At 39.8% G+C, this 20,652-nt stretch carries 17 protein-coding genes; 4 read left to right on the top strand and 13 right to left on the bottom strand.

What is annotated here, in order from left to right; translation table 11 throughout:
• Nucleotides 1-3: 3 nt before the first annotated feature.
• From ruvA to HUW48_RS19985, 13 genes are all read right to left on the bottom strand, one after another.
• Nucleotides 4-594, bottom strand: coding sequence for a Holliday junction branch migration protein RuvA (ruvA, locus tag HUW48_RS20045; RefSeq protein WP_182412637.1), 591 nt, complete (start codon nt 592-594; stop codon nt 4-6).
• 190 nt (nt 595-784) lie between these two features.
• Entirely contained in the window at nt 785-3,109 is a 2,325-nt protein-coding gene (locus HUW48_RS20040) for an NADP-dependent malic enzyme (protein WP_182412636.1), read from the bottom strand.
• Between the two features lie 209 nt (nt 3,110-3,318).
• On the bottom strand, nt 3,319-4,905 hold the full coding sequence (locus HUW48_RS20035) for a lytic transglycosylase domain-containing protein (RefSeq protein ID WP_182412635.1): 1,587 nt from the start codon (nt 4,903-4,905) through the stop codon (nt 3,319-3,321).
• A gap of 7 nt (nt 4,906-4,912) precedes the next feature.
• Nucleotides 4,913-6,352, bottom strand: a complete 1,440-nt coding sequence (gene gatA / locus HUW48_RS20030; protein ID WP_182412634.1) for an Asp-tRNA(Asn)/Glu-tRNA(Gln) amidotransferase subunit GatA — start codon at nt 6,350-6,352, stop codon at nt 4,913-4,915.
• A complete protein-coding gene (locus HUW48_RS20025; protein ID WP_182412633.1) occupies nt 6,349-6,558 on the bottom strand; it encodes a twin-arginine translocase TatA/TatE family subunit in 210 nt (69 codons plus the stop codon). The genes gatA and HUW48_RS20025 overlap by 4 nt, the downstream gene beginning before the upstream one ends.
• A gap of 8 nt (nt 6,559-6,566) precedes the next feature.
• The gene (locus tag HUW48_RS20020; protein WP_182412632.1) at nt 6,567-6,785 is read right to left on the bottom strand and encodes a Sec-independent protein translocase subunit TatA/TatB; all 219 of its coding nucleotides are present in this window, start codon (nt 6,783-6,785) and stop codon (nt 6,567-6,569) included.
• Nucleotides 6,786-7,237: 452 nt separating this feature from the next.
• Complete coding sequence (locus HUW48_RS20015; protein ID WP_182412631.1) at nt 7,238-8,518, bottom strand: murein hydrolase activator EnvC family protein; 1,281 nt, start codon at nt 8,516-8,518, stop codon at nt 7,238-7,240.
• A 203-nt stretch (nt 8,519-8,721) separates the two neighbouring features.
• Entirely contained in the window at nt 8,722-9,483 is a 762-nt protein-coding gene (locus HUW48_RS20010) for a DUF4292 domain-containing protein (protein WP_182412630.1), read from the bottom strand.
• On the bottom strand, nt 9,476-11,230 hold the full coding sequence (locus tag HUW48_RS20005; RefSeq protein WP_182412629.1) for a tetratricopeptide repeat protein: 1,755 nt from the start codon (nt 11,228-11,230) through the stop codon (nt 9,476-9,478). The genes HUW48_RS20010 and HUW48_RS20005 overlap by 8 nt, the downstream gene beginning before the upstream one ends.
• Before the next feature lie 33 nt (nt 11,231-11,263).
• Nucleotides 11,264-12,271 carry a sugar phosphate nucleotidyltransferase gene (locus HUW48_RS20000; RefSeq protein ID WP_182412628.1) on the bottom strand — a complete coding sequence of 336 codons (1,008 nt, stop codon included), beginning with the start codon at nt 12,269-12,271 and terminating at the stop codon, nt 11,264-11,266.
• 346 nt (nt 12,272-12,617) lie between these two features.
• The gene (gene dut / locus HUW48_RS19995; RefSeq protein WP_182412627.1) at nt 12,618-13,052 is read right to left on the bottom strand and encodes a dUTP diphosphatase; all 435 of its coding nucleotides are present in this window, start codon (nt 13,050-13,052) and stop codon (nt 12,618-12,620) included.
• Between the two features lie 130 nt (nt 13,053-13,182).
• Nucleotides 13,183-14,679, bottom strand: a complete 1,497-nt coding sequence (locus HUW48_RS19990; protein ID WP_182412626.1) for a lipopolysaccharide biosynthesis protein — start codon at nt 14,677-14,679, stop codon at nt 13,183-13,185.
• Nucleotides 14,680-14,957: 278 nt separating this feature from the next.
• Nucleotides 14,958-15,740, bottom strand: a complete 783-nt coding sequence (locus HUW48_RS19985) for an enoyl-CoA hydratase/isomerase family protein (RefSeq protein WP_182412625.1) — start codon at nt 15,738-15,740, stop codon at nt 14,958-14,960.
• Between the two features lie 220 nt (nt 15,741-15,960).
• Between HUW48_RS19985 and mscL the strand changes: the two genes are divergently transcribed.
• The 4 genes from mscL (at nt 15,961) to HUW48_RS19965 (ending at nt 20,543) form a co-directional block, all read left to right on the top strand.
• Nucleotides 15,961-16,377, top strand: a complete 417-nt coding sequence (gene mscL, locus HUW48_RS19980; RefSeq protein ID WP_182412624.1) for a large-conductance mechanosensitive channel protein MscL — start codon at nt 15,961-15,963, stop codon at nt 16,375-16,377.
• 51 nt (nt 16,378-16,428) lie between these two features.
• Nucleotides 16,429-17,400: a DUF3078 domain-containing protein gene (locus tag HUW48_RS19975; RefSeq protein ID WP_182412623.1), complete on the top strand. Its 972-nt coding sequence runs from the start codon at nt 16,429-16,431 to the stop codon at nt 17,398-17,400.
• A gap of 280 nt (nt 17,401-17,680) precedes the next feature.
• Nucleotides 17,681-19,597 carry a 1-deoxy-D-xylulose-5-phosphate synthase gene (gene dxs, locus HUW48_RS19970; RefSeq protein ID WP_182412622.1) on the top strand — a complete coding sequence of 639 codons (1,917 nt, stop codon included), beginning with the start codon at nt 17,681-17,683 and terminating at the stop codon, nt 19,595-19,597.
• A 304-nt stretch (nt 19,598-19,901) separates the two neighbouring features.
• Nucleotides 19,902-20,543, top strand: a complete 642-nt coding sequence (locus tag HUW48_RS19965) for a hypothetical protein (protein WP_182412621.1) — start codon at nt 19,902-19,904, stop codon at nt 20,541-20,543.
• Nucleotides 20,544-20,652 lie beyond the last annotated feature (109 nt).

Genomic DNA, 20,652 nt, shown 5'->3' with positions numbered 1-20,652 from the left:
TACTTAGGAAGATTTTAATGCTAATTTGATATATTCCTCCACCGTAAGGTGGCTGCCTTCTCGCTTTATAATGGCATCAAGCGTTTTTTCGGCAACGGTCCGGGCAAAACCTAAGGTAATCAAAGCTGATAACGCTTCGTTTTGATTCGTATTGTGCGATGCTGCGGAAACGTTTACCTGGTCTACAAGAACATCTTTTTTGAGCTTATCCTTCAATTCTAAAATAAGCCGCTGTGCCGTTTTTGCTCCAATCCCTTTAATTCGTTGAATGGTGCGAACATCTTCACGCACAATTGCCTGCTGAATTTCTGCTACACTTAACGAAGATAAAATCATCAGACCCGTATTAGGCCCCACGCCGGAAATAGAAATAAGATGCAAAAAAATATTTTTTTCAGCCAATTCGCTAAAGCCATACAAAGTATGCGCATCTTCTTTAATATGCAGAAAAGTAAATAGCTTACAACGTTCGCCTTCGACTAAACCTGCGTAAGTATTTAAAGAAATTTTAATTTGATAACCAATACCACCTACTTCAATAATCACGTAGGTTGGATCTTTATAAGTAAGTTTGCCGTCGATGTATGCAATCATAGAACAAATAAAAATTTATCCTTCGACAATAATTATGCGAAGGTACAACAAAGCTCGCCCCGTATGCTTACGAGCCAGAAAATACGTATTTATTATTAAGTAAAAAAGTAGGGTTTAGTAAATAGTTATTTAAGATGGAAGAAATATAACGCCATTTTTTACATCTATTTGCTAAACCTTATTTACTAAATTATGCTAAAGAATCCACTTTGCCGGCTATTGCTTCGGGCAAAGTTACTTTTCGAGCATTCCGGCTTTCATGATTTTGTGCATCTACTACAGCAATAGCAATCATATTTACAATGTCGCGCGTAGAAGAACCAAGCTGCAAAATATGTACGGGCTTGTGCATACCCATTAAAATCGGGCCAATTGTTTCCGCTTCGCCTATTTCCTGCAGTAATTTATAGGCAATATTACCCGAAGTTAAATCCGGGAAAATTAAAGTGTTTGCTCCTTTTTCGGCCAGTTCGCTAAACGGGTAATGTTCTTGTATTAAACTTCTGTTTACGGCTGTGTTGGCCTGCATTTCTCCATCAATAAGTAAATTAGGATAGCGCTCCTTTGCCAACTTGGTAGCTAAAACAGTTTTGTTTGGTACATCGCCGCGGTTAGATCCAAAGTTGGAGTAGGACAGTACTGCCATGCGAGGTTCAACGTCGAAGAAATGCACTGCCCTTGCAGTTAGCCCGATAATATCTACCATTTCTTCGGCGGTAGGATTAATATTTACCGTGGTATCAGCCAAAAAGTACGGTTCTTTTTTATTCTGGATAATATACATGCCCGCTACACGGTTCACGTTTTCTTCTACCCCAATAATTTGCAAAGCCGGTAAAATAGTTTGAGAATAATCTTTGGTTAAACCAGAAATAAGAGCATCCGCTTCTTTGGTTTCTACCATTAATGCCCCAAAATAAGTACGTCCCCGCACTAGTTTACGGGCATCATACAAGGTAATTCCTTTGCGTTTGCGCTTTTCGTAGAAAACCCGGGCGAATTTTTCTCGTTTTTTGGCTTCTTTAGATGGATCAATAATAATAGCGCCATCCAAATCCAGAGCATTTTCGGCAATTAAAGTTTCTATTCGTTTTTGATTACCTAATAAAATAGGTTGGGCAATTTTTTGATCTAATACAATCTGAGCGGCTTTTAAAATTTTGTAATGGTCGGCTTCGGCAAATACAATGCGTTTTGGATTGGTTTTAGCCTGATTAATAATGCGGTTCATTAATTTCTGGTTAATGCCAATACGCTCCTGCAATTCCTGGTCGTATTTTACCCAGTCGTGAATAGGACATTTTGCTACCCCCGAATCCATAGCGGCCTTAGCTACTGCAGGTGAAACCGTGGTAATTAAACGTGGGTCTAATGGCTTAGGGATTAAATACTCACGCCCGAAAGCAATGGTTTTATCGGCATATGCTTTATTAATAATTTCAGGTACCGGTTCTTTCGCTAATTCAGATAAGGCATGTACGGCAGCTAATTTCATTGCTTCGTTAATTTCAGTAGCCCGCACATCCAATGCTCCTCTGAAAATATAAGGAAACCCCAGTACGTTATTTACTTGGTTAGGATGATCGGAACGCCCGGTTGCCATAATTAGATCATTCCGCACTGCCATCGCTGTATCGTAGGCAATTTCCGGATCGGGGTTGGCTAAGGCAAAAATAATCGGGTTTTTGGCCATTAGTTTTACGTATTCCGGTGGTAACACATTACCAGCCGATAAACCAATGAATACGTCTGCCTCCGTCATGGCTTCGGCTAGCGTTTTAATCTTTCGGGTAGTGACAAATTGCGCCCGATATATATCTAAATCATTCCTTTCCGGGTCAATGATACCATCTTTATCAAACATCACAACGTTATCAATTTTAGCCCCCAGAGCCAGGTATAATTTAGCACAAGCAATGGCAGCAGCACCAGCGCCATTCATTACTATTTTAATTTCCTGTATCTTTTTACCTACTAACTCCAGCGCATTTAGTAAAGCCGCGCTGGAAATAATAGCCGTGCCGTGCTGGTCGTCGTGCATTACCGGAATTTTCATCTGCTCTTTTAAAGCTACCTCAATTTTAAAGCTTTCGGGTGCTTTAATGTCTTCTAAGTTGATTCCGCCAAAAGTTGGTTCCAGCGAACGCACAATCCGGATAAATTCCTCCGGGTCGGTGCAATCAATTTCAATATCAAAAACATCAATTCCGGCAAATTTTTTAAATAATACTCCTTTCCCTTCCATTACCGGTTTAGAAGCATCTGGGCCAATATTTCCTAAACCTAATACAGCGGTACCATTTGATATAACACCAACCAGGTTTCCTTTAGAAGTATATTTATAAGCGTCTTCTTTATTATTGAAAATTTCTTTACAAGGTTCTGCTACTCCGGGCGAATAGGCTAGAGCTAAATCAATTTGGGAGGAAAGCATTTTGGTGGGTACCACCTCTATTTTCCCTGGTTGACCCTGTTGGTGATAATTAAGCGCATCTTGTTTGTTTATTTTAATCATAGCCGGATAAGTTTTTCAAGGCTGTTTGATGGGTTACCAAACAGACTCTTGTATTTAAGTAAAATTAAACAAAAGCAGTCGTTTAAGCTATTTACTTAGAATACTATTATAAAAATGCGAATAGATTGGTGTTTAGAGAATAAAATTCACTGTAAATAAAAATATCAGGCACTTTACCTGATATAGTATAAACAAAGAAGATTTTTTAATTAGCTGATAACCAATTTCATACCTGGTTTTAGGCTATTGTTTTTAAGCCGGTTTAGTTTTTTGATTTTCTCTACCGGAATGTCATTATAGCGCCGGGAAATACTCCACAAGGTATCATTCGGTTGTACCGTATGAACCAGTTTTACCCGGGAGACAGATTTCTTATTTTGCGTATTCTTGCGCGAAGATACTGATTTAACAGATGTTTTAGCCTCGCTTGCTTCATCTACAATTGGTTGGGTAGAAGCATTACTCGCTAATAAATTGTTTGGAGCAGCCGAAGTAAATATTGTTAATTTTTGCCGAGTGTACAACTTATCACTTGGGCTCATATTATTCCAGGTACGTAACTGTTCTACTGTTATATTATAACGATTGGCTATACGAGTTAAATTATCACCGGCAGCTACTCTATATTCTTTTTTCTGCAAAGAATCGGTTGTAGCCGAGTCGGGAAGAGTAGTGGTGGGAACAGCGGCAGGAGTAGCTCTGTTTTTAGCAATTAAAATATTTTGATAAGATGGCTGAGTCAGGTCGGGCAATTTACAGGAATCTAAAATAGAAGTTCGATTGCTCGCCAGTAAGGTTTTATGAGTAACAGGTACTTTTAACGGATAATTACGAACGGTTACCGGCAGAATCGCTTTTTTAACTTCCGGATTTAATTTAGGTAACTCATCCGGCGCTAAACTTAGTTGTTGCGATAACTTCTTTAAATCCAGCGATTGGTTTATTAAAATTGTATCCGTGAGGGTTGCGTAAAGTAAAGTGTCCGGCTTTATCTCGTGGTCTAAGGCATGGTTCATGGTGTAAATAATGGCCGTTAAGGAAGGTACGTAACCACGGGTTTCTTTCGGTAAAAACGGGAAAATAGCCCAGAAATCAGCTTGACCACCGGCGCGTTTAATGGCTTTACGAACATTGCCAGGCCCACAATTATAAGCAGCCAAAGCAAGTTCCCAGTTACCCCCAAACATGCGGTGAAGATTACGCAGATACCGGCAGGCAGCATCTGTAGCCTTCTCCGGATCCATGCGCTCGTCGATATAAGTGTTAATTTTTAACTTATAATCAGAAGCTGCCGAAGGAACAAACTGCCATAAACCTACAGCCGCCGCGTGAGAAACTGCCCGGGGTATTAACGCCGATTCTACTACCGCTAAGTATTTTAGTTCGTTTGGTAAATTGTACTTAGCTAGATATTGCTCAAATAATGGAAAATAAACGTTTTCCCGAGATAATACCCGGCGAGAATACTTACGGTTGCGAATGGTAAAATAATCGACAAAGCCCCGCACATAAGCGTTAAAATGCAAGGGTATATCTTTTTGCAGACAACTCAGCCGGTCCATGATAAGATCGTTTGTTACCATAGGAACGGAATCGGGGAGAGCCAAACCTAAAATTTCTTCCAGGTGTGTGGTATCTGCTAATGCAACCGTATCAGATAAGGCTGTTGGATACAGGGTATCCGCCAGAACGACTACTTTATTCTTTGTATTTAAAAAAAAACCGGCCTCACTTTCAAAAGACAGGAGCAGGCCGGAAAATAAAAATAAAAGAGAAAGGAGTCTGATCTTCATCATAAACGAGCTAAGCAATGGTTATTTTTTCAGTAACAGATTTAGAAAAAGCCAAGAGCTTGGTTTCAGCAAAAGATTTAGTTAAAATTTGCATTCCTATTGGTAAACCATCTTTATCGGTACCTACCGGTATTGAAATAGCTGGTACACCCGCCAACGAAGCCTGTACTGTAAAAATATCAGCCAGATAAATGGCCAAGGGATTGGTAGGATTACCCCCAATTGGAAAAGCCGTAGTTGGAGTGGTAGGCATAATCAAAAAGTCGAACTGACTTAATAGTTCTTCGGTTTTTTCTTTGATTATTCTTCTAACTTTCTGCGCTTTAGTATAGTAAGCATCGTAATAATCCGCGCTTAAAACAAAAGTACCCAACATAATACGTTTTTGTACTTCGTGACCAAAACCTTCGGCGCGCGATTTCTTGTACATCGAAAGCAGATCCGTAGCCAAATTGCTGCGATATCCATACTTTACTCCATCAAAGCGAGATAAATTAGAGCTGGCTTCGGCGGTAGTTAATATGTAATAAGTAGGTACAATGTAATCTAAATAATGAAAATCTACGGCTTCTACCGTGTGACCTTCTTCCCGTAAATTTTGAATCGTAGACTGCATGGCTTCCCGGATTTCCGGGTCCAAACCTTCGCTTTCCAAAGTATCACTAATGTAGCCAATCCGGTATTTAGGATCACCTTCTGGGTCCAAAAGCTGACTATAAGCCGGTACTTCCCGTTGACTTACCGTACTATCGTATTCATCCGGTCCCGCCATTATTTCGAGCAATAAAGCGGCATCATCTACGCTGCGGGTAATGGGACCAATTTGATCGAAAGAAGAGGCGTAAGCCGTTAAGCCGTAGCGCGAAATGCGGGAATAAGTAGGTTTTAAACCAATTACTCCACAAAAAGCAGCCGGTTGCCTTACAGAACCACCAGTATCAGAACCAATAGAGGCCAGACATAAATCGGCTTGTACCGCAACTGCCGAACCACCCGATGAACCACCAGAAACTCGGGTAGGGTCAATTTCATTCAGTACCGGACCAAAAGCGGAGGTTTCGTTCGAAGCACCCATTGCAAATTCATCACAGTTTTGGCGGCCAATAACAATGGCATCTTCGTCTAGCAGGCGCTGTACGGCGGTAGCAGTAAACAAAGATTTGAAACCTGTTAGAATTTTGCTGGACGATTGCAGCGGATGGTCTTTGTAAGCTAATACATCTTTTAAACCTAGTACCATACCAGCCAAACGTCCGGCTGTACCATTAGCGAGTTTTTGATCTACTTCATCGGCTTTAGCCAGCGCTTCATCCGAATAAACTTCGAGGAAAGCGTTTAAATGTTTTTTACGCTCGATATTCTCTAAATAGTAATGCACCAGGTCGCGGCAAGTAACAGTGCCATTTGCTAAGTCCTGGTGCACTTCCAATAAATTATTGTAACGCTTCAAACTAGTGGGGGTTCGTTTCGATTTTTTACTTCTTTATCTGTATGGGTTGGTTTTCCTTTGGTAGCATCTTTAAATTCTCGAATTCCTTTACCCAAACCGCGGCCAATTCCCGGAATTCTACTGGCACCAAAAAACAGCAATAATACAGCGATAATTAAAATTACCTCTGTTACTCCCAAAAAGGCGAAAACAGTATACGCAAGCACCAGCTACCTTATTTAGAAGTAGTGTGAGTGTCGTCTTTAACGGCGTTTTCTACTTCGTTCTTAATTTCTTTGGTAGCATCCTTAAACTCCCGGATACCTTTACCTAAACCTTTGGCTAGTTCGGGAATACGCTTAGCGCCAAAAAGTAATAAGATTACCAACATAATAACCATTACTTCGCTGGTACCTAAGCCACCAATAAAAGCCAAAACATTGTTCATTGCCATAACTGTATTATTTAAAAGTTAGAATTACAAAAGTAAATTAATATTTTAATTTTAGGTATAAAAGAGATTAAACTTTAAAAAGGTGCCCATATCCAAAAGTATTTTTCCAAAACGCAGGTGAACCACTTTCTTAATTGTTTTTCTTTTACCTATCTACGGTTTAAGCGCTGCAATCAGATTTAGTTTTAAATAATTTAGTGCTTATTATATAATCTGAATTCTGAAAAATTTACTTTTTTGTTTTAAATGTATAAATTTTATTAAATAATTAAGGATTCTGTTAGCTGTTTTTTGCCTTAAAGAATAAATTAAGTTTAAGAATTCAGATAAAATTGAGTGCAACGTAGAGGGATAAATGTATTCCCGCTTTGCTTTAAAACTATATCGTAAATTCTTAAACTATCTGTGAAATAGTAAGTTTTATTATATCCTGCTAATGAATTATGGCGAAGTTACCGACTTAATAGCCAGGTTTCCGGGTTTAGCTTAGTAGTGTTACGCCAAATCTCGAAGTGTAGCTCGGTGGTGCCATCGGCGTTGGTGTATACTGTACCAATTACTTCCTTTGCATCTACTTTCTGTCCCTCGCTTACACTAGCCGATTTCAGTTTGGTAAAGGTGGTAAAATATTCCCCATGTTGAATCATAACTACTGTATGGTAAGGGGGCACTTCTAATACTGCCCGCACAATGCCGGTAAAAATAGATCGCACACTTTCGCCCGCGTTTGTTTGAATATCAACGCCGTTATTGCGGGTTGATACATTTTTAAGGACCGGATGCGGATGAACGCCAAAGCGTTGCGAGATAAACCCCCGTTCTACAGGCCAGGAAAAACGACCTTTGTTTCCACCGAAATTAGAAGATAAAAGAGCTGTTTCAGGAGTAAGGGTTACCTTGTTTGCCGAAGTACGTGCCGCTGTGCCTCCTTCGGCTGCGGCCCGACTTTTAGCTAAACGAGCGGCTCGCGCTATTTCTTCGCGCACCATATTGGCAATTACATTATCGAGTTTACGTACTGCTGCTTGCCTACGGTTTACTTCATCGCGTAATTCTTTTTCTTTCTGGCTAAGTTGCTGTACTACGTTATCCTGCTGACCTTTTAACGAAAGTAAGTTACGGTTTTCATTTAGCTGGACGTTTAATAAAGTGGTTTTTTGCTTTTTTTGCCGGTTTAATACGGTTAGTTTCTGGCCTAAATTGGTAGTAACCCGGCTAATTTCGGTAACCTGGCGTTTGCGCGATTCGGAGTATTGACGCAAATAAGTTAAACGGCGGATAAACTGATTGAAAGAATCGGCCGCAAATAAAAACATGAGTTTGTTGTAGCTATTCGCTGTTTTAGATGCCCCGTAAATCATAGTAGCATATTCCGCTTTCAGTTTCTGCAAGTCGGTTTGCATGTTGCCTACCACTTTTTCGGTTTGCTTTACATCCGATTCGATAAAATTTATTTCTGACGATATATTGGTAATTACCTTTTTCTGAACGGTAATTTTTTCTTTAATCGCATTGAGTTGGCCCAGCGAAGCTTCTTTCTGTTGTTTTGTTTGTTCAAGAATCCGATTGGCTTCTTGAATCCGGTTTAAGTTTTCGCGTTTTTCACGTTCAAGTTGGGCTTTGCTTTTGGTAGGTTTACGCGTACGCGAAGATCGTTGCTGAGCATCGGCCAGGGAAAGCAGCGTTACCAGAAAGATAAAAGTGACAAAGAAAAATTTAAACCGAATGCGCATTAAAAAAGGGAAGAATAGCTTAAGGTTATAAAAAAGTAAGTTTATAACGCTTTGGTCATGAATAATAAGACTAAGATGAAAATAGCTAACATTCTTTATTAGTAAAATAAGTAATGTAGTTATTTAAATCTGCTAACAGAACCCTGTTGCAAGACAAAATTAGGAATCTGACGAGCAACAACCAGCAATTCTTAGTTTAAAATTTATTTGCGTCGGTAATCAGGTGGAATAGCAAACGGAAAATCCAGGTCTTTGCTGTCTATATCCACTTTATTTAAATTAATAGAAGCTATCATTTTCTTGGTCTGATTTTCCTTAATGGTATTCGCCACCACCAGGGTAGATTTAGCCATTGGTTTATCTCCTACATTTTCAAAATCAGAATAATCTACCGTAATGGTATTCGGCGATTCAGGATCAGAAATCTGCAGTTTTTTAAGCTTATAAGTTTCAGTAGAAATAAACTGGTCTAGGATAGCAGCACCAAGGTTCTGGCGGGTATGTTGAATGGGATCTTGATCAATTAATTTTTCATTGCCATTCTGGCCAGGTACGTAATTGCCCACCAACAGCGATTGTACCATATTAAAAGATAAATCTACGTTGAACCGGTTTTTTAAACCTTCTACATTATCGGCAAAATAAGTTTTTTCCAGACGATTAATAAAAGCTATAGAGTCGGGCGTTAGCCGTAAACGAGCTACTTCAATGCCTAAAGCAGGAACTACCGAAATCCAGATAATCGTGTCTTTTTTCATCCGGATAGTAATACCCGTATTAATTTTTTCTCCCTCATTCTCAAACTGCATCCGACCTTTAGCAGAGAGATACGTGTAATCGAGATTAATAACGTTTACTTTATTTATTTTTTCGGGCGCTGAGGAACTGGAGATGCTATTTCGTTTACAAGCGGAAAACCAGACAACCAGACATATTGCGTACAGAATATGAAGGCGTTTATTCATATAATTTTTGATCTTTAATCTTTTTATCGATGAACTCAGAGGCTTCGCCTAAGGTTTTGGCACGTTGCCACTGTTGCACCGCTTTGTCTTTCTGACCTAGTTGGTACAGCACATCGCCGTAATGTTCGGCAATTGTTCCGTTTTTAGTGTTTACCCCAATCTTTTCGAAGTACTTCAGCGCGTTTGGAAAGTCTTTTAATTTATACAATACCCAAGCGTGCGTATCCAGATAAGTCTCCTCGTTCGGAAATAAAGTTACTAATTTACTCGAAAGTGCTTTTGCTTTTGCCAGGTTTTGGTTACGTAACGATAAATAGTAACTGTAGTTATTTAATACCTGCGGATTATTCGGGTCTTGAACCAGTACCGCTTCGTAGGCCTCATCCGATTTAGTATAATCTTTCAGGGAATTATAACTATCGGCTAAACGCAGGTTAAACTGTAGTACTAATTCCGGTTTATCCAATGACAATTTTTTACCGTACTCCAAAGATTTTACTGCCCGCGAATAATTTTTCTTAAATAAATAAGAGGTTCCATTATAAAACCAGAATACCGCCTGATTGGGAAATAACTCTAATGCTTTTTCGGTGTGGGCTAATAAAGAATCTGTTTGATTTAACTCGGCATCTAAAGCTACTAACTGGTTCCAGATACTAAAATGAGAGTTATCTAAATGCACCGCTTTGATGTAATTATTGCGGGCTTCCGTTTTTTTATTGGCCAGATTTTGAACATCGGCTGCTACCGCGTAAGCTTTGGCCTCTTGCGGGTGCGCTTTTAATGTTTGTTCGGCTAAATCGAGGGTGGTATTTAATAAAGGTTGATTTTTACTGGCGGGCTGCGGAAGTTGCCGGATGTATTCAATCAGTATTTTTACTTTGGCATCTATATCCAAACCAGGATTGCCGAAAGCCGTGTGCAATTGAGTTACAGCTTCGGTTGTTTGCCCTTTCTGACGTAAAAGCTCCGCGAGCATTAAACGCGCTTGCGCATTATTTTGATCAATAGTAAGCGCTTTATTTACTAATTGAATGGCCTGGTCAATTTTTTTATTATTAGCCAGCACTTCGGCCTGCGCTAATGGATACCGAATTTCGGTGGGATCACTGGCAATCAGGGCTTCTCCTTCTTTCAGTGCCTTTTCTAGATTGTTTTGCTTTAAATAAATTTGTTGTCTTTTAAACGATACTTCTTCAATAAAACCATATTGTTTTTCGATTTTCTCGTAGGTTTTTAAAGCATCATCAAACCGGTTCCGAGCCAGATACAAGTCGGCCAGGTTAAATAAATATTGTTCCGTTCCCGGAATATCTTTAGTAAGTTTGGTCAGAACTTTAATGGCTTCGTCGTACTTCTGGCTGCCAGAATATAACTGAGCTAAAAGTAAATAATAGTAAGGATTAGACGCATCGAGGGTAACGGCAGCTTGCGCAAAAGGTAAGGCATCATTTACCCGGCCAGCCAGCATGTGCGTTTCGGCAAGTTTATAATTTAAGGCTGCATTACCAGGGTTAAGCGCGTAAGCCCGCTGAAAACGCTCTAACGCTTTATCGTACTCTTCGAGTAATAAGTATTTAACACCATCCACGAAAAAAGATTCGCCGGCTTCTTTTTGCCGGGCATCCGCTAACAAAGGGTCGGCTTGTTTTTCAACTTCGGTTTGAGCCTTTTCTGCTTTTTTTCGCTGGCGTTTACTTTGGCCGTAACTCTGCCCGGTTGTTAAACCCAGGCAGAGTACCGCCATAAGAAATAATTTAATTAAATCATTCAAAGTATATTACTCCTTCAAAACATTGTAGTCACCCAAACTCAAGTCGGTTGGTGTTCCTGTAAAAGAAACGAAGCTGCCCAACATGGAGTTCGTAATGTTCGCACTTTTTATAACTGTATTTTCCTGTACAATAGAGTTACTGATAACGGTATCTGTTACGCTAGTGTTCTTTCCAATAGAAACGTGTGGACCTACCACTGAATTGTTTATCACAGCATTTTCGCCAATATAGCTAGGTTGAATGATAATTGAATTAGTAACTTTTGCAGAAGAATTTACTAAATCCTGTTCGTCTTTAATGTATTCCAGGTAGCGTTGATTGGTATAAACGGTTGCGTCTTTGTTGCCGCAGTCGAGCCATTCCGAAATTTTACCGGGTACGAACACCGTGCCTTTGTTCTTCATGTTCTCTAACGCATTGGTCAACTGAAACTCGCCTTTATCTTTAATATTATTGTCGAGCAAGTATTGTAGTTCATCGCGCAGGTAAGCGCCGTCTTTAAAATAATAAATACCAATAATTGCTAAATCCGAAATAAAGGTTTCAGGTTTTTCTACGAAATCGGTAATCTCGCCGCGTTCGTTTAATTTAACCACGCCAAATGGCCGCGGATCTTCCACCTGCTGTACCCAAATGGTGCCATCGGCGGAGGTATCTAAAGTAAAATCGGCTTTAAACAAAGTATCGGCAAAAGCAACTACCACCTGACCTTCCAAAGATTCCTTGGCGCATAAAATAGCGTGCGCCGTACCTAGTGGCTCTTCCTGGTACGAAATGGTACCCCGAGCACCTACCGAAGCGGCAATATCTAATAATTTTTGCTCCACGGCCTCTCCGAAGTGACCAATAATAAATGCTACTTCTTCAATAGGTTCTTGGCAAACCTTTGCTATATCTTCAACTAAACGCTGTACAATTGGCTTGCCGGCAATCGGCACAAGAGGTTTCGGAACCGTTAAAGTATGCGGGCGCATGCGTTTGCCCATGCCGGCCATAGGAACAATAATTCTCATAGTATTTACTTTTAGATGTTAGATATTAGATACTGGATATTAGATTGAAAATGTTTCTAGTATATACAGGTTTTTAGAAAAAAGCGTGTATTTAGTAAATTACGATAGACGCTGGTTAAATAAATTTTACTAAATAGCAAGCGAACCCAGTTTACTTACTCATAGGTTTTGCCTTCGCAAGTGTAAGGATAGACGAGTACCGTATCTTTCTTGTGAATATAAAATTTTAGTTCACCCAATTTTTTAAAACTTTATCACCTAAATAGTATTAGCAGCAATACAAAACTTACCAGCTTTAGCATTTAAAAATAAAATTTTAGTAAGCCAAGCTACTCGAATATTCTATTTATTTAACGCCGGTACTGCCGTAACCACCTGCGCCGCGTTCGGTGTTAGAAAGCTCGGCGGCTTCTTGCCAAACTACTGTTTCGTGCCGCGCTACCACCAATTGCGCAATGCGCTCGCCATCTTCCACGGTAAACTCCTGATCCGATAAGTTTACGAGTAAAACTTTTAATTCGCCCCGGTAATCAGCATCTATGGTACCTGGAGTGTTTACAATGGAGATACCATGTTTATAGGCCAAACCACTCCGGGGTCTGATTTGTGCTTCAAATCCAACGGGTAATTCAATAAATAAACCGGTCGGGATTAAAGCCCGTTGCAATGGTTTTAAAACAACTGCCATTTCCAGATTAGCCCGTATATCCATTCCGGCCGAACTGCTGGTCTGGTACGAAGGCAGAGAATGCTTGGACTGATTAATAATATTTACTTGCATGGGTGTGGTTCTTACTGATAATAGAGCGACTTAGTTACTGCAAATGGCGATGAAATTAAAAGAAAATAATGATAAGGCAGAAATATTTACGGAATTGTTTTGTTAAATCGCTGGTAATACTGGTTAGAACTTAGCGTTTGATAAAACGAAGGGGCTTTTCCAGAAGAAAGATGAAGAGCAGGTAAATAACGCACAAACCTAAATGAAAAATGTGACGGAGAATAAAATCGTTAATATTTATATAATTAGCAGCAAGTATTAAGCTAATTGCCAGAATTAAATAACCAACAATTGTTATTACAGGATAGGGGATAGGGTAATACTTCTGCCCAAATAAATAACACGCCAAAGCCATAGAAAAGTAGCAGGCCAAAGTAGCCCAGGCGCAGCCCATGTAGCCTAATACCGGAATTAATAAAATATTTAATAAAATGGTTATGGCAGCCCCTCCAAAACTAATAAAAGTGCCGAAATAGGTTTTATCAGTTAATTTAAACCAGGCCGATAAGTTATAATAAACCCCTAAAAATAAGTTAGCCAGAAGCAAAATAGGAATAACTGCCATGCCCTGATAATAACTAGGCCGGCGGAGCAAAAACTTAAAATCTTCGAGGTTTACACTGATAAATAAGAAAATAAAAGCACAAACAATTACAAACCACTTGGTTACCAACGCAAAGGTAGCGGCCGAGTTCTTTTCTTTGGCCTGCGAGAAAAAGAATGGCTCTCCTGCGTACCGGAACGCCTGAATGGCTAAAGTCATAAAGGTGGCTAGTTTGTAACACCCACCATACACCCCTAAAGCTCCTTTACTGGTTAAATTAGGATAAAAATTGTCTGGTAAAAGTTCTAGTAATAAAATCCGGTCGAGCAGCTCATTTACAATGCCAGCAAAACCCATCAGCATAATGGGATACGCATAGCGCAACATTGGCTTCATGAACGAAAAATCCAGCGAAAACCGTAAACTACTGAACTCGCGCCATAACAACGGGATAAGAAGCAAATTAGCAATAAGATTAATCAGGAAAATATAACCGAGCTTCCATTCCGGGAAATATATTTTAGAAATAATCGGTTTTAAATCAGCCAGGAAGTTTTCTTGGTAAACGTTATAACAAAACCAGTAAATAAAAACATTGGCTAGTACCGTAATTAGTACATTAGTCATTTTAATGGCCGCAAACTTACCGGCTTTATTTTCGAGCCGCAAACGGGCAAAGGGAATGCTAACAATAGCATCTACGGCTAAAATAATAGCCAACCAACTAATAAATAATTGCTGATCCGGAAAGTCTATTAACCTGGAAATAGGATTAATAAATAAAAGAATAAGGCTGGTTAACAGAACACTCGAAAAAATCAGGAAGCTGAGTACCCGGTTAAATAGTATCTGCCGATCGGATCCGGCCTGATTGGCAAACCGGAAAAAGGCAGTTTCCAGTCCGAAAGTAAATAAGATATTAAAAAAGCCAACGTAAGCATATAACCCATTAATTACACCGTAATCTTCGGGGGCAAAAATGCCTAAGTAAAGGGGAAATAATAAGAAATTAAGTGTGCGACCAATAATACTACTCAGACCATAAGCCGCGGTCTGTCCAACCAGTTTCTTCGCTACACTCATTTATTTAGTTGATGGCTCATGGTCAATGATCCACAGTTTTAATATTTATTTTTGAATGGTTAGATCGTTTTTAGACAATAGCCCCGTATTAATAGTCTACAGAAGGTAATTGCTAGATGGTTATAAGAAAAATTCCTCCAGCAAAAGCTAATGGCAATTCACTTAAGAAATTTCTAATAACATCTTCCTCTTTTATTATTAACTTCAGATGAATTGCCATTAGCTTCAGCCAGTAAAAACCTTCTAACCTTTTAACTTTTCAACTTGAAACTAAAACATCAGGTTCCTTTAAAATTCGGTTTACGTTTTTGAAAAAAAGCGTTTATACCTTCCACAAAATCATCGGAACCACAGCACCGGCTAAAAGAATTAGCCTCCGTTTGGTAGCCATGTTCTTCTTTATCGTACCACGCATTTACGCAATCTACAATCATACCTACCGCTAACGGAGCTTTGGAAGTAATTTTACGCATAATTTCCAGGCATTTTTCCATGAGCATGCCCGGGGTGGTTACGTGATTGGCTAAACCTAGCCTTAAAGCATCGTCGGCGGTAATCATATCGCCGGTCATCATTAATTCCATAGCTTTGCCTTTGCCTACTAATTGCGTAAGGCGCTGCGTGCCGCCGTAACCCGGAATCAAGCCTAGATTTACTTCGGGCTGGCCAAAGCGGGCATTGTGGCTAGCTACCCGGATATGGCAGGCCATCGCTAATTCGCAGCCACCGCCTAAAGCAAATCCGTTTACGGCCGCAATTACCGGTTTAGTAGATTCTTCGATCATGGCAAAAATATCCTGACCCCGTTCGGCAAACCGGCGCCCGATTACTTCGTTAAGCTGGGAGATTTCGCCGATATCGGCTCCGGCAGCGAAAGCCTTATCTCCTTCGCCGGTAAATATTATTCCTTTCACCTCGTCGTTGTCATAGGCTTCCTGCATGGCCGTTTGAATTTCTTCTACTGTCTCAATGTTCAGGGCATTAAGTTTAGACACCCGGCTAATGGTAATAATTAGAATACCTTCCTGCAGGTCTAATTTGAGGTTATTATAAGTTGTCATACATCCGTTTGGATCTATTTAGGCTAAAGTCCGGCGCAAATATAATTAAATCGGCAATGGAATATCAAACAACGCTGTCGGAATTAAATGTACCCATAGAAACTGAGTAAGTATTAGAAGGCTTTTGAAAATCAAAAATGAATAATATTATATTAAAATATTATTTTATATTTGATTTTAGTCACCTGTCTTATTGTTCCACCAACTATTATGAGAAATTATGAGTTTAATATCTGAATTTAAGCAATTTGCGGTTAAAGGTAACGTAATTGATTTAGCCGTTGGTATTATTATTGGCGCTGCTTTCGGTAAGATTGTTACTTCCTTGGTAAATGACATTATAATGCCACCTATCGGACTTGCTATTGGCGGAATTGATTTTAAAGATTTAAAGTACGTTTTGAGTGAGCCCGTTATGCAAGGCGGTAAAGTAATTACCGAAGGAGCTTCTATTAATTATGGTAATTTTATTCAAAGCCTAGTAGACTTTTTAATTATTGCATTAGCTATTTTTGCGCTGGTAAAAGCAATTAACGCCATGAAACGGAAAGAAGAAGCAGCCCCCGCCACTCCTACTCTTACCCGCGAAGAATTATTGCTTACCGATATCCGGGATTTACTAAAAAATAAACCATAATTTATTCATTTTAAATTAATCTTGATTGCTCTTGTCTCATACCCACAACGTATGAAAAAATATTGGTTGTTAAGTTGTGTGTTGCTTAAGTTAGTTAGTAAAGTTGCGGCTCAAACGGTTCCTGTTATTGTATTACCAGCAGATACTACTGCCAAGGTAAATCCCTGGAAGTTTGGAGGAATTGGTACGCTTAATTTTAATCAAATAAGTTTATCGAACTGGGCTACTGGTGGTCAAAGCTCGGTATCCGGGTTAGGCTTGGTAACAATTACCGTTAATTACAAAGACGATCGCAGTTCTTGGAACAACACGAATAACTTTACTTACGGCTTACTTAAAGTTACCAAAGATCGGCTTAAAAAAAGTGACGATCAAATTGATATAACTTCTAAATACGGCCGCAATTTATCTAAGGCCTGGTATTATGCCGCCCAAGTTAATTTTCGGAGTCAGTTTACCCGAACCTTAGATAAAGAAACAAATGTGCTGGTTTCCCGTTTTCTGGCACCTGCCTTTATTCTGGGTTCCCTTGGGCTTGATTACAAGCCCCGGGAAAACTTCTCGGTATTTTTATCAGCGGTTACGGGTAAGGTTACGATTGTGCGCGATCGAAGGCTGGCCGATGCCGGAGCTTTTGGCGTGCAGCCTGCCAGGCGTGATACCGCCGGGGTAATTATTCCGGGTACCGGCGACAAATTCCGGCGGGAATTCGGCGGGTATTTAAACGCCCGTTTCCGGACGCCGCTTATGCAAAATATAACCTTTCAAACCCAACTCGATTTATTTTCTAACTATGTGCGTAATCCGCAGAACATTGATGTAAACTGGCAGAATACCATTAACATGAAAGTAAATAAACTCATTGATGTAAGCATTTTTACCCATCTTATTTATGACGATGATATTCTGACGGAGGTAGATTCCAACGAGGATGGTATTATCGACAAAAAAGGGCCACGGCTCCAGTTTAAAGAAACTTTAGGAATAGGGCTTACTTATAAATTGCCAAAGCAAAAAAAGTAAATTTACAGTAGCTACTTAATACTAAAGGTTATTGGTAGGTAAAATCTCTGATTAACAGCTTACTATATTAAAAAACAATTACTAACATAATTTTATTGCTGGTCTAATTTTAGGAGTAGTATTTGCTAGTAGCCAGCTTGATTTTAGAGAATAAGACAAGGTTATGAAAGTCGTCATAAATAAAATGACTAATTTTGTCCCTTCTCCGTAAATACGCATACAAGGCCGTAAACTTATTACGCATAACCTTGTTTTGCTTTTATAAACTAAGAATTAGCTCATGTTAATAAAGCCCGGAAAGCTTCTAGCTACCATTAATTCGCCCGCCGATCTCCGGAAATTATCCCAAGAACAGTTATTAGAAGTTTGCCAGGAACTCCGGCAATTCATTATCGACAATGTATCTATTTACGGCGGACATTTTGGGGCTAGCCTGGGAGTGGTAGAGTTAACGGTAGCATTGCATTATATTTTTGATACTCCCTATGATCAACTGGTTTGGGATGTAGGGCACCAGGCTTACGGGCATAAAATACTTACCGGCCGACGGGATAATTTCTATACCAACCGGAAATATGGCGGTTTATCGGGCTTTCCAAAACGCAAGGAAAGCGAATACGATATCTTCGGCGTAGGCCATTCTTCTACCTCTATTTCAGCGGCTTTGGGCATGGCGGTGGCTTCGCAGTACAAAAATGAAACAAACCGCCAGCACATTGCGGTAATCGGCGATGGCGCATTAACCGCTGGTATGGCCTTCGAAGCCTTAAATCACGCGGGAGTTACTAATACCAACTTGCTGGTTATTCTCAACGATAATTGCATGTCTATCGACCCCAATGTAGGGGCTCTTAAAGAATACTTAACCGATATAACTACATCGCGCACATACAATAAACTGCGCGATGATGTATGGAATATATTAGGAAAAATAAGCAAGTTTGGTCCTAATGCTCAAGCCATTGCTTCTAAAGTAGAAAGCGGAATAAAAGCTACGCTACTTAAGCAAAGTAATTTGTTTGAATCTTTAAAGTTCCGGTATTTTGGTCCGATTGATGGACACGACATTAACCACTTAGTTTCGGTACTAAACGATTTAAAAGATATTCCGGGCCCTAAACTATTGCATTGCCTCACGGTAAAAGGCAAAGGTTTTGCGCTTGCCGAAAAAGATCAAACGAAGTGGCACGCCCCGGGTACATTTGATAAAATTACCGGCGAAATTTATAAAGTACACTATGATACCCCGCAGCCGCCTAAATACCAGGATGTATTTGGGCATACCATGGTAGAGTTAGCCCAGCAAAATAGTAAAATAATGGGAGTTACCCCGGCAATGCCCTCAGGCTGCTCCTTAAATATTATGATGGCGGCTATGCCTAACCGGGCCTTCGATGTTGGAATTGCGGAGCAGCACGCCGTTACTTTTTCGGCTGGTTTGGCTACGCAAGGATTGATTCCGTTCTGCAATATCTATTCTACTTTTATGCAACGGGCCTACGATCAGGTTATTCACGACGTAGCGTTGCAGAATTTAAACGTAGTTTTTTGTTTAGATCGCGCTGGTTTTGCTGGTGCCGATGGCCCTACTCACCACGGCTGCTACGACATAGCTTTTATGCGTTGCGTGCCAAACATGGTCGTATCTTCGCCCATGAACGAATCTGAATTACGAAACCTCATGTATACGGCTTCGCAACCCGATATGGGCCCATTTAGCATCCGATATCCACGCGGCGAGGGGGTTATGCCCGAATGGCGTACTCCGCTTAAAAAAATTGCCGTAGGTACCGGTCGAACTATTCAGGAAGGAGAAGAATTAGCTGTATTAACGATTGGTCCGGTAGGTAATTACGCCGTAGAAGTATGCCGTAATTTACAGATAGAAAACGTTAAAATAGGGCATTATGATATGCGTTTTGCCAAACCTCTTGATGAAAAGCTCCTGCACCAGATCTTCCAAAAGTATGATAAAATTATTACCGTAGAAGATGGTTGTTTGCAAGGTGGCTTTGGTAGCGCGGTACTGGAATTTATGGCCGACAATAATTACCATGCCCAGGTAAGACGCTTAGGTATTCCTGATACTATTATTGAGCATGGCTCGCAATTAGAATTACACCGCGAATGTGGCTTCGATCCTACGGGTATTGAACGAACCGCGCGCGAATTATTATTTCATGCGGTAAGTGTATAGTTGTTGCGTTAAATTGCTGATTGTTTATTTACCTAAAACGAATCCTCATTTAAATTAAGTAGAAAAAGAGTCGGACTAATTATTGGCAACTATTACTTCCAATAATTAGTCCGACTCTTTTTCTATAGTTTTCTTAAGCCAGCTTGTTCTTTCCTTTGTAATTTCAACTTAAGTAAATCTGGTGTAATCTTGCTTAATACATCCCGCCAAAATAGCCTTAAATATTTTTATTACAGCAACTTGAATTTTTTCATTTTAATTTTTTATTATTAAGCAACAATCAACTTATCTTATACTTATGCACATGAAAAAATTCTTACAATTAATTCTGACTTTCACGATATTAGTCTGCCTGGCGTCCTGCAAAGGTGAAGATGGTGAAGATGGTGCTCCAGGTCCAGCTGGTCCCGCTGGCCCTACTGGTGCAATTGGTCCGCAAGGCCCTCCTGGTGCTTCTGCCGACTCGGCTCGGGTATTTGATGCAGGTGATATAAATTTCACTCCAGATGCGGATGGTAATTTCCAGGTTGGTATTGAGTACGAAGCTAATGAAATTGAAGTGGGCCCAACAGATGTAGTATTAGTTTATTATTTAGTTGGAACTGCTGCTAATGGTACTATTCCTTTCTGGAGCCCTCTGCCGCAGACGTTTTTTTATTCAAACGGACAGCCTTTTACTTATAGCTATGCTTACTCTAATGTTGCTTTAATTTTAACTCTGACTGCTCAATTTGATTTGGCCGAAGCTGGTAAAGATTATACTGCTATTACCAATAATAATACATATCGGTTTGTTATTATTCCGAGCAGAGCAGGTCGTACAACTGGTGAACCAATAACAAAAGCGGACCTTAACAAATACCCCATTGATCTGAACAACTACAGCGAAGTAGTGAAATACTTCAAGATTAATGATACAAACGTTAGAAAAATTTCGCTTAAGTAATCAACCAAAAGAGTAAACATATAAGCTGAGATACAAATTTATCCCTTTGGATATAGTAAATATTTCAGCATTAATTCAGGAAAACCCGTAAGAAGAATCGCTTACGGGT

Origin of the sequence: Adhaeribacter radiodurans, assembly GCF_014075995.1 — a bacterium.
Classification (GTDB): domain Bacteria; phylum Bacteroidota; class Bacteroidia; order Cytophagales; family Hymenobacteraceae; genus Adhaeribacter; species Adhaeribacter radiodurans.
Note: the sequence above shows the minus strand (reverse complement) of the source record. Positions and strands in the feature narration are given on the sequence as shown.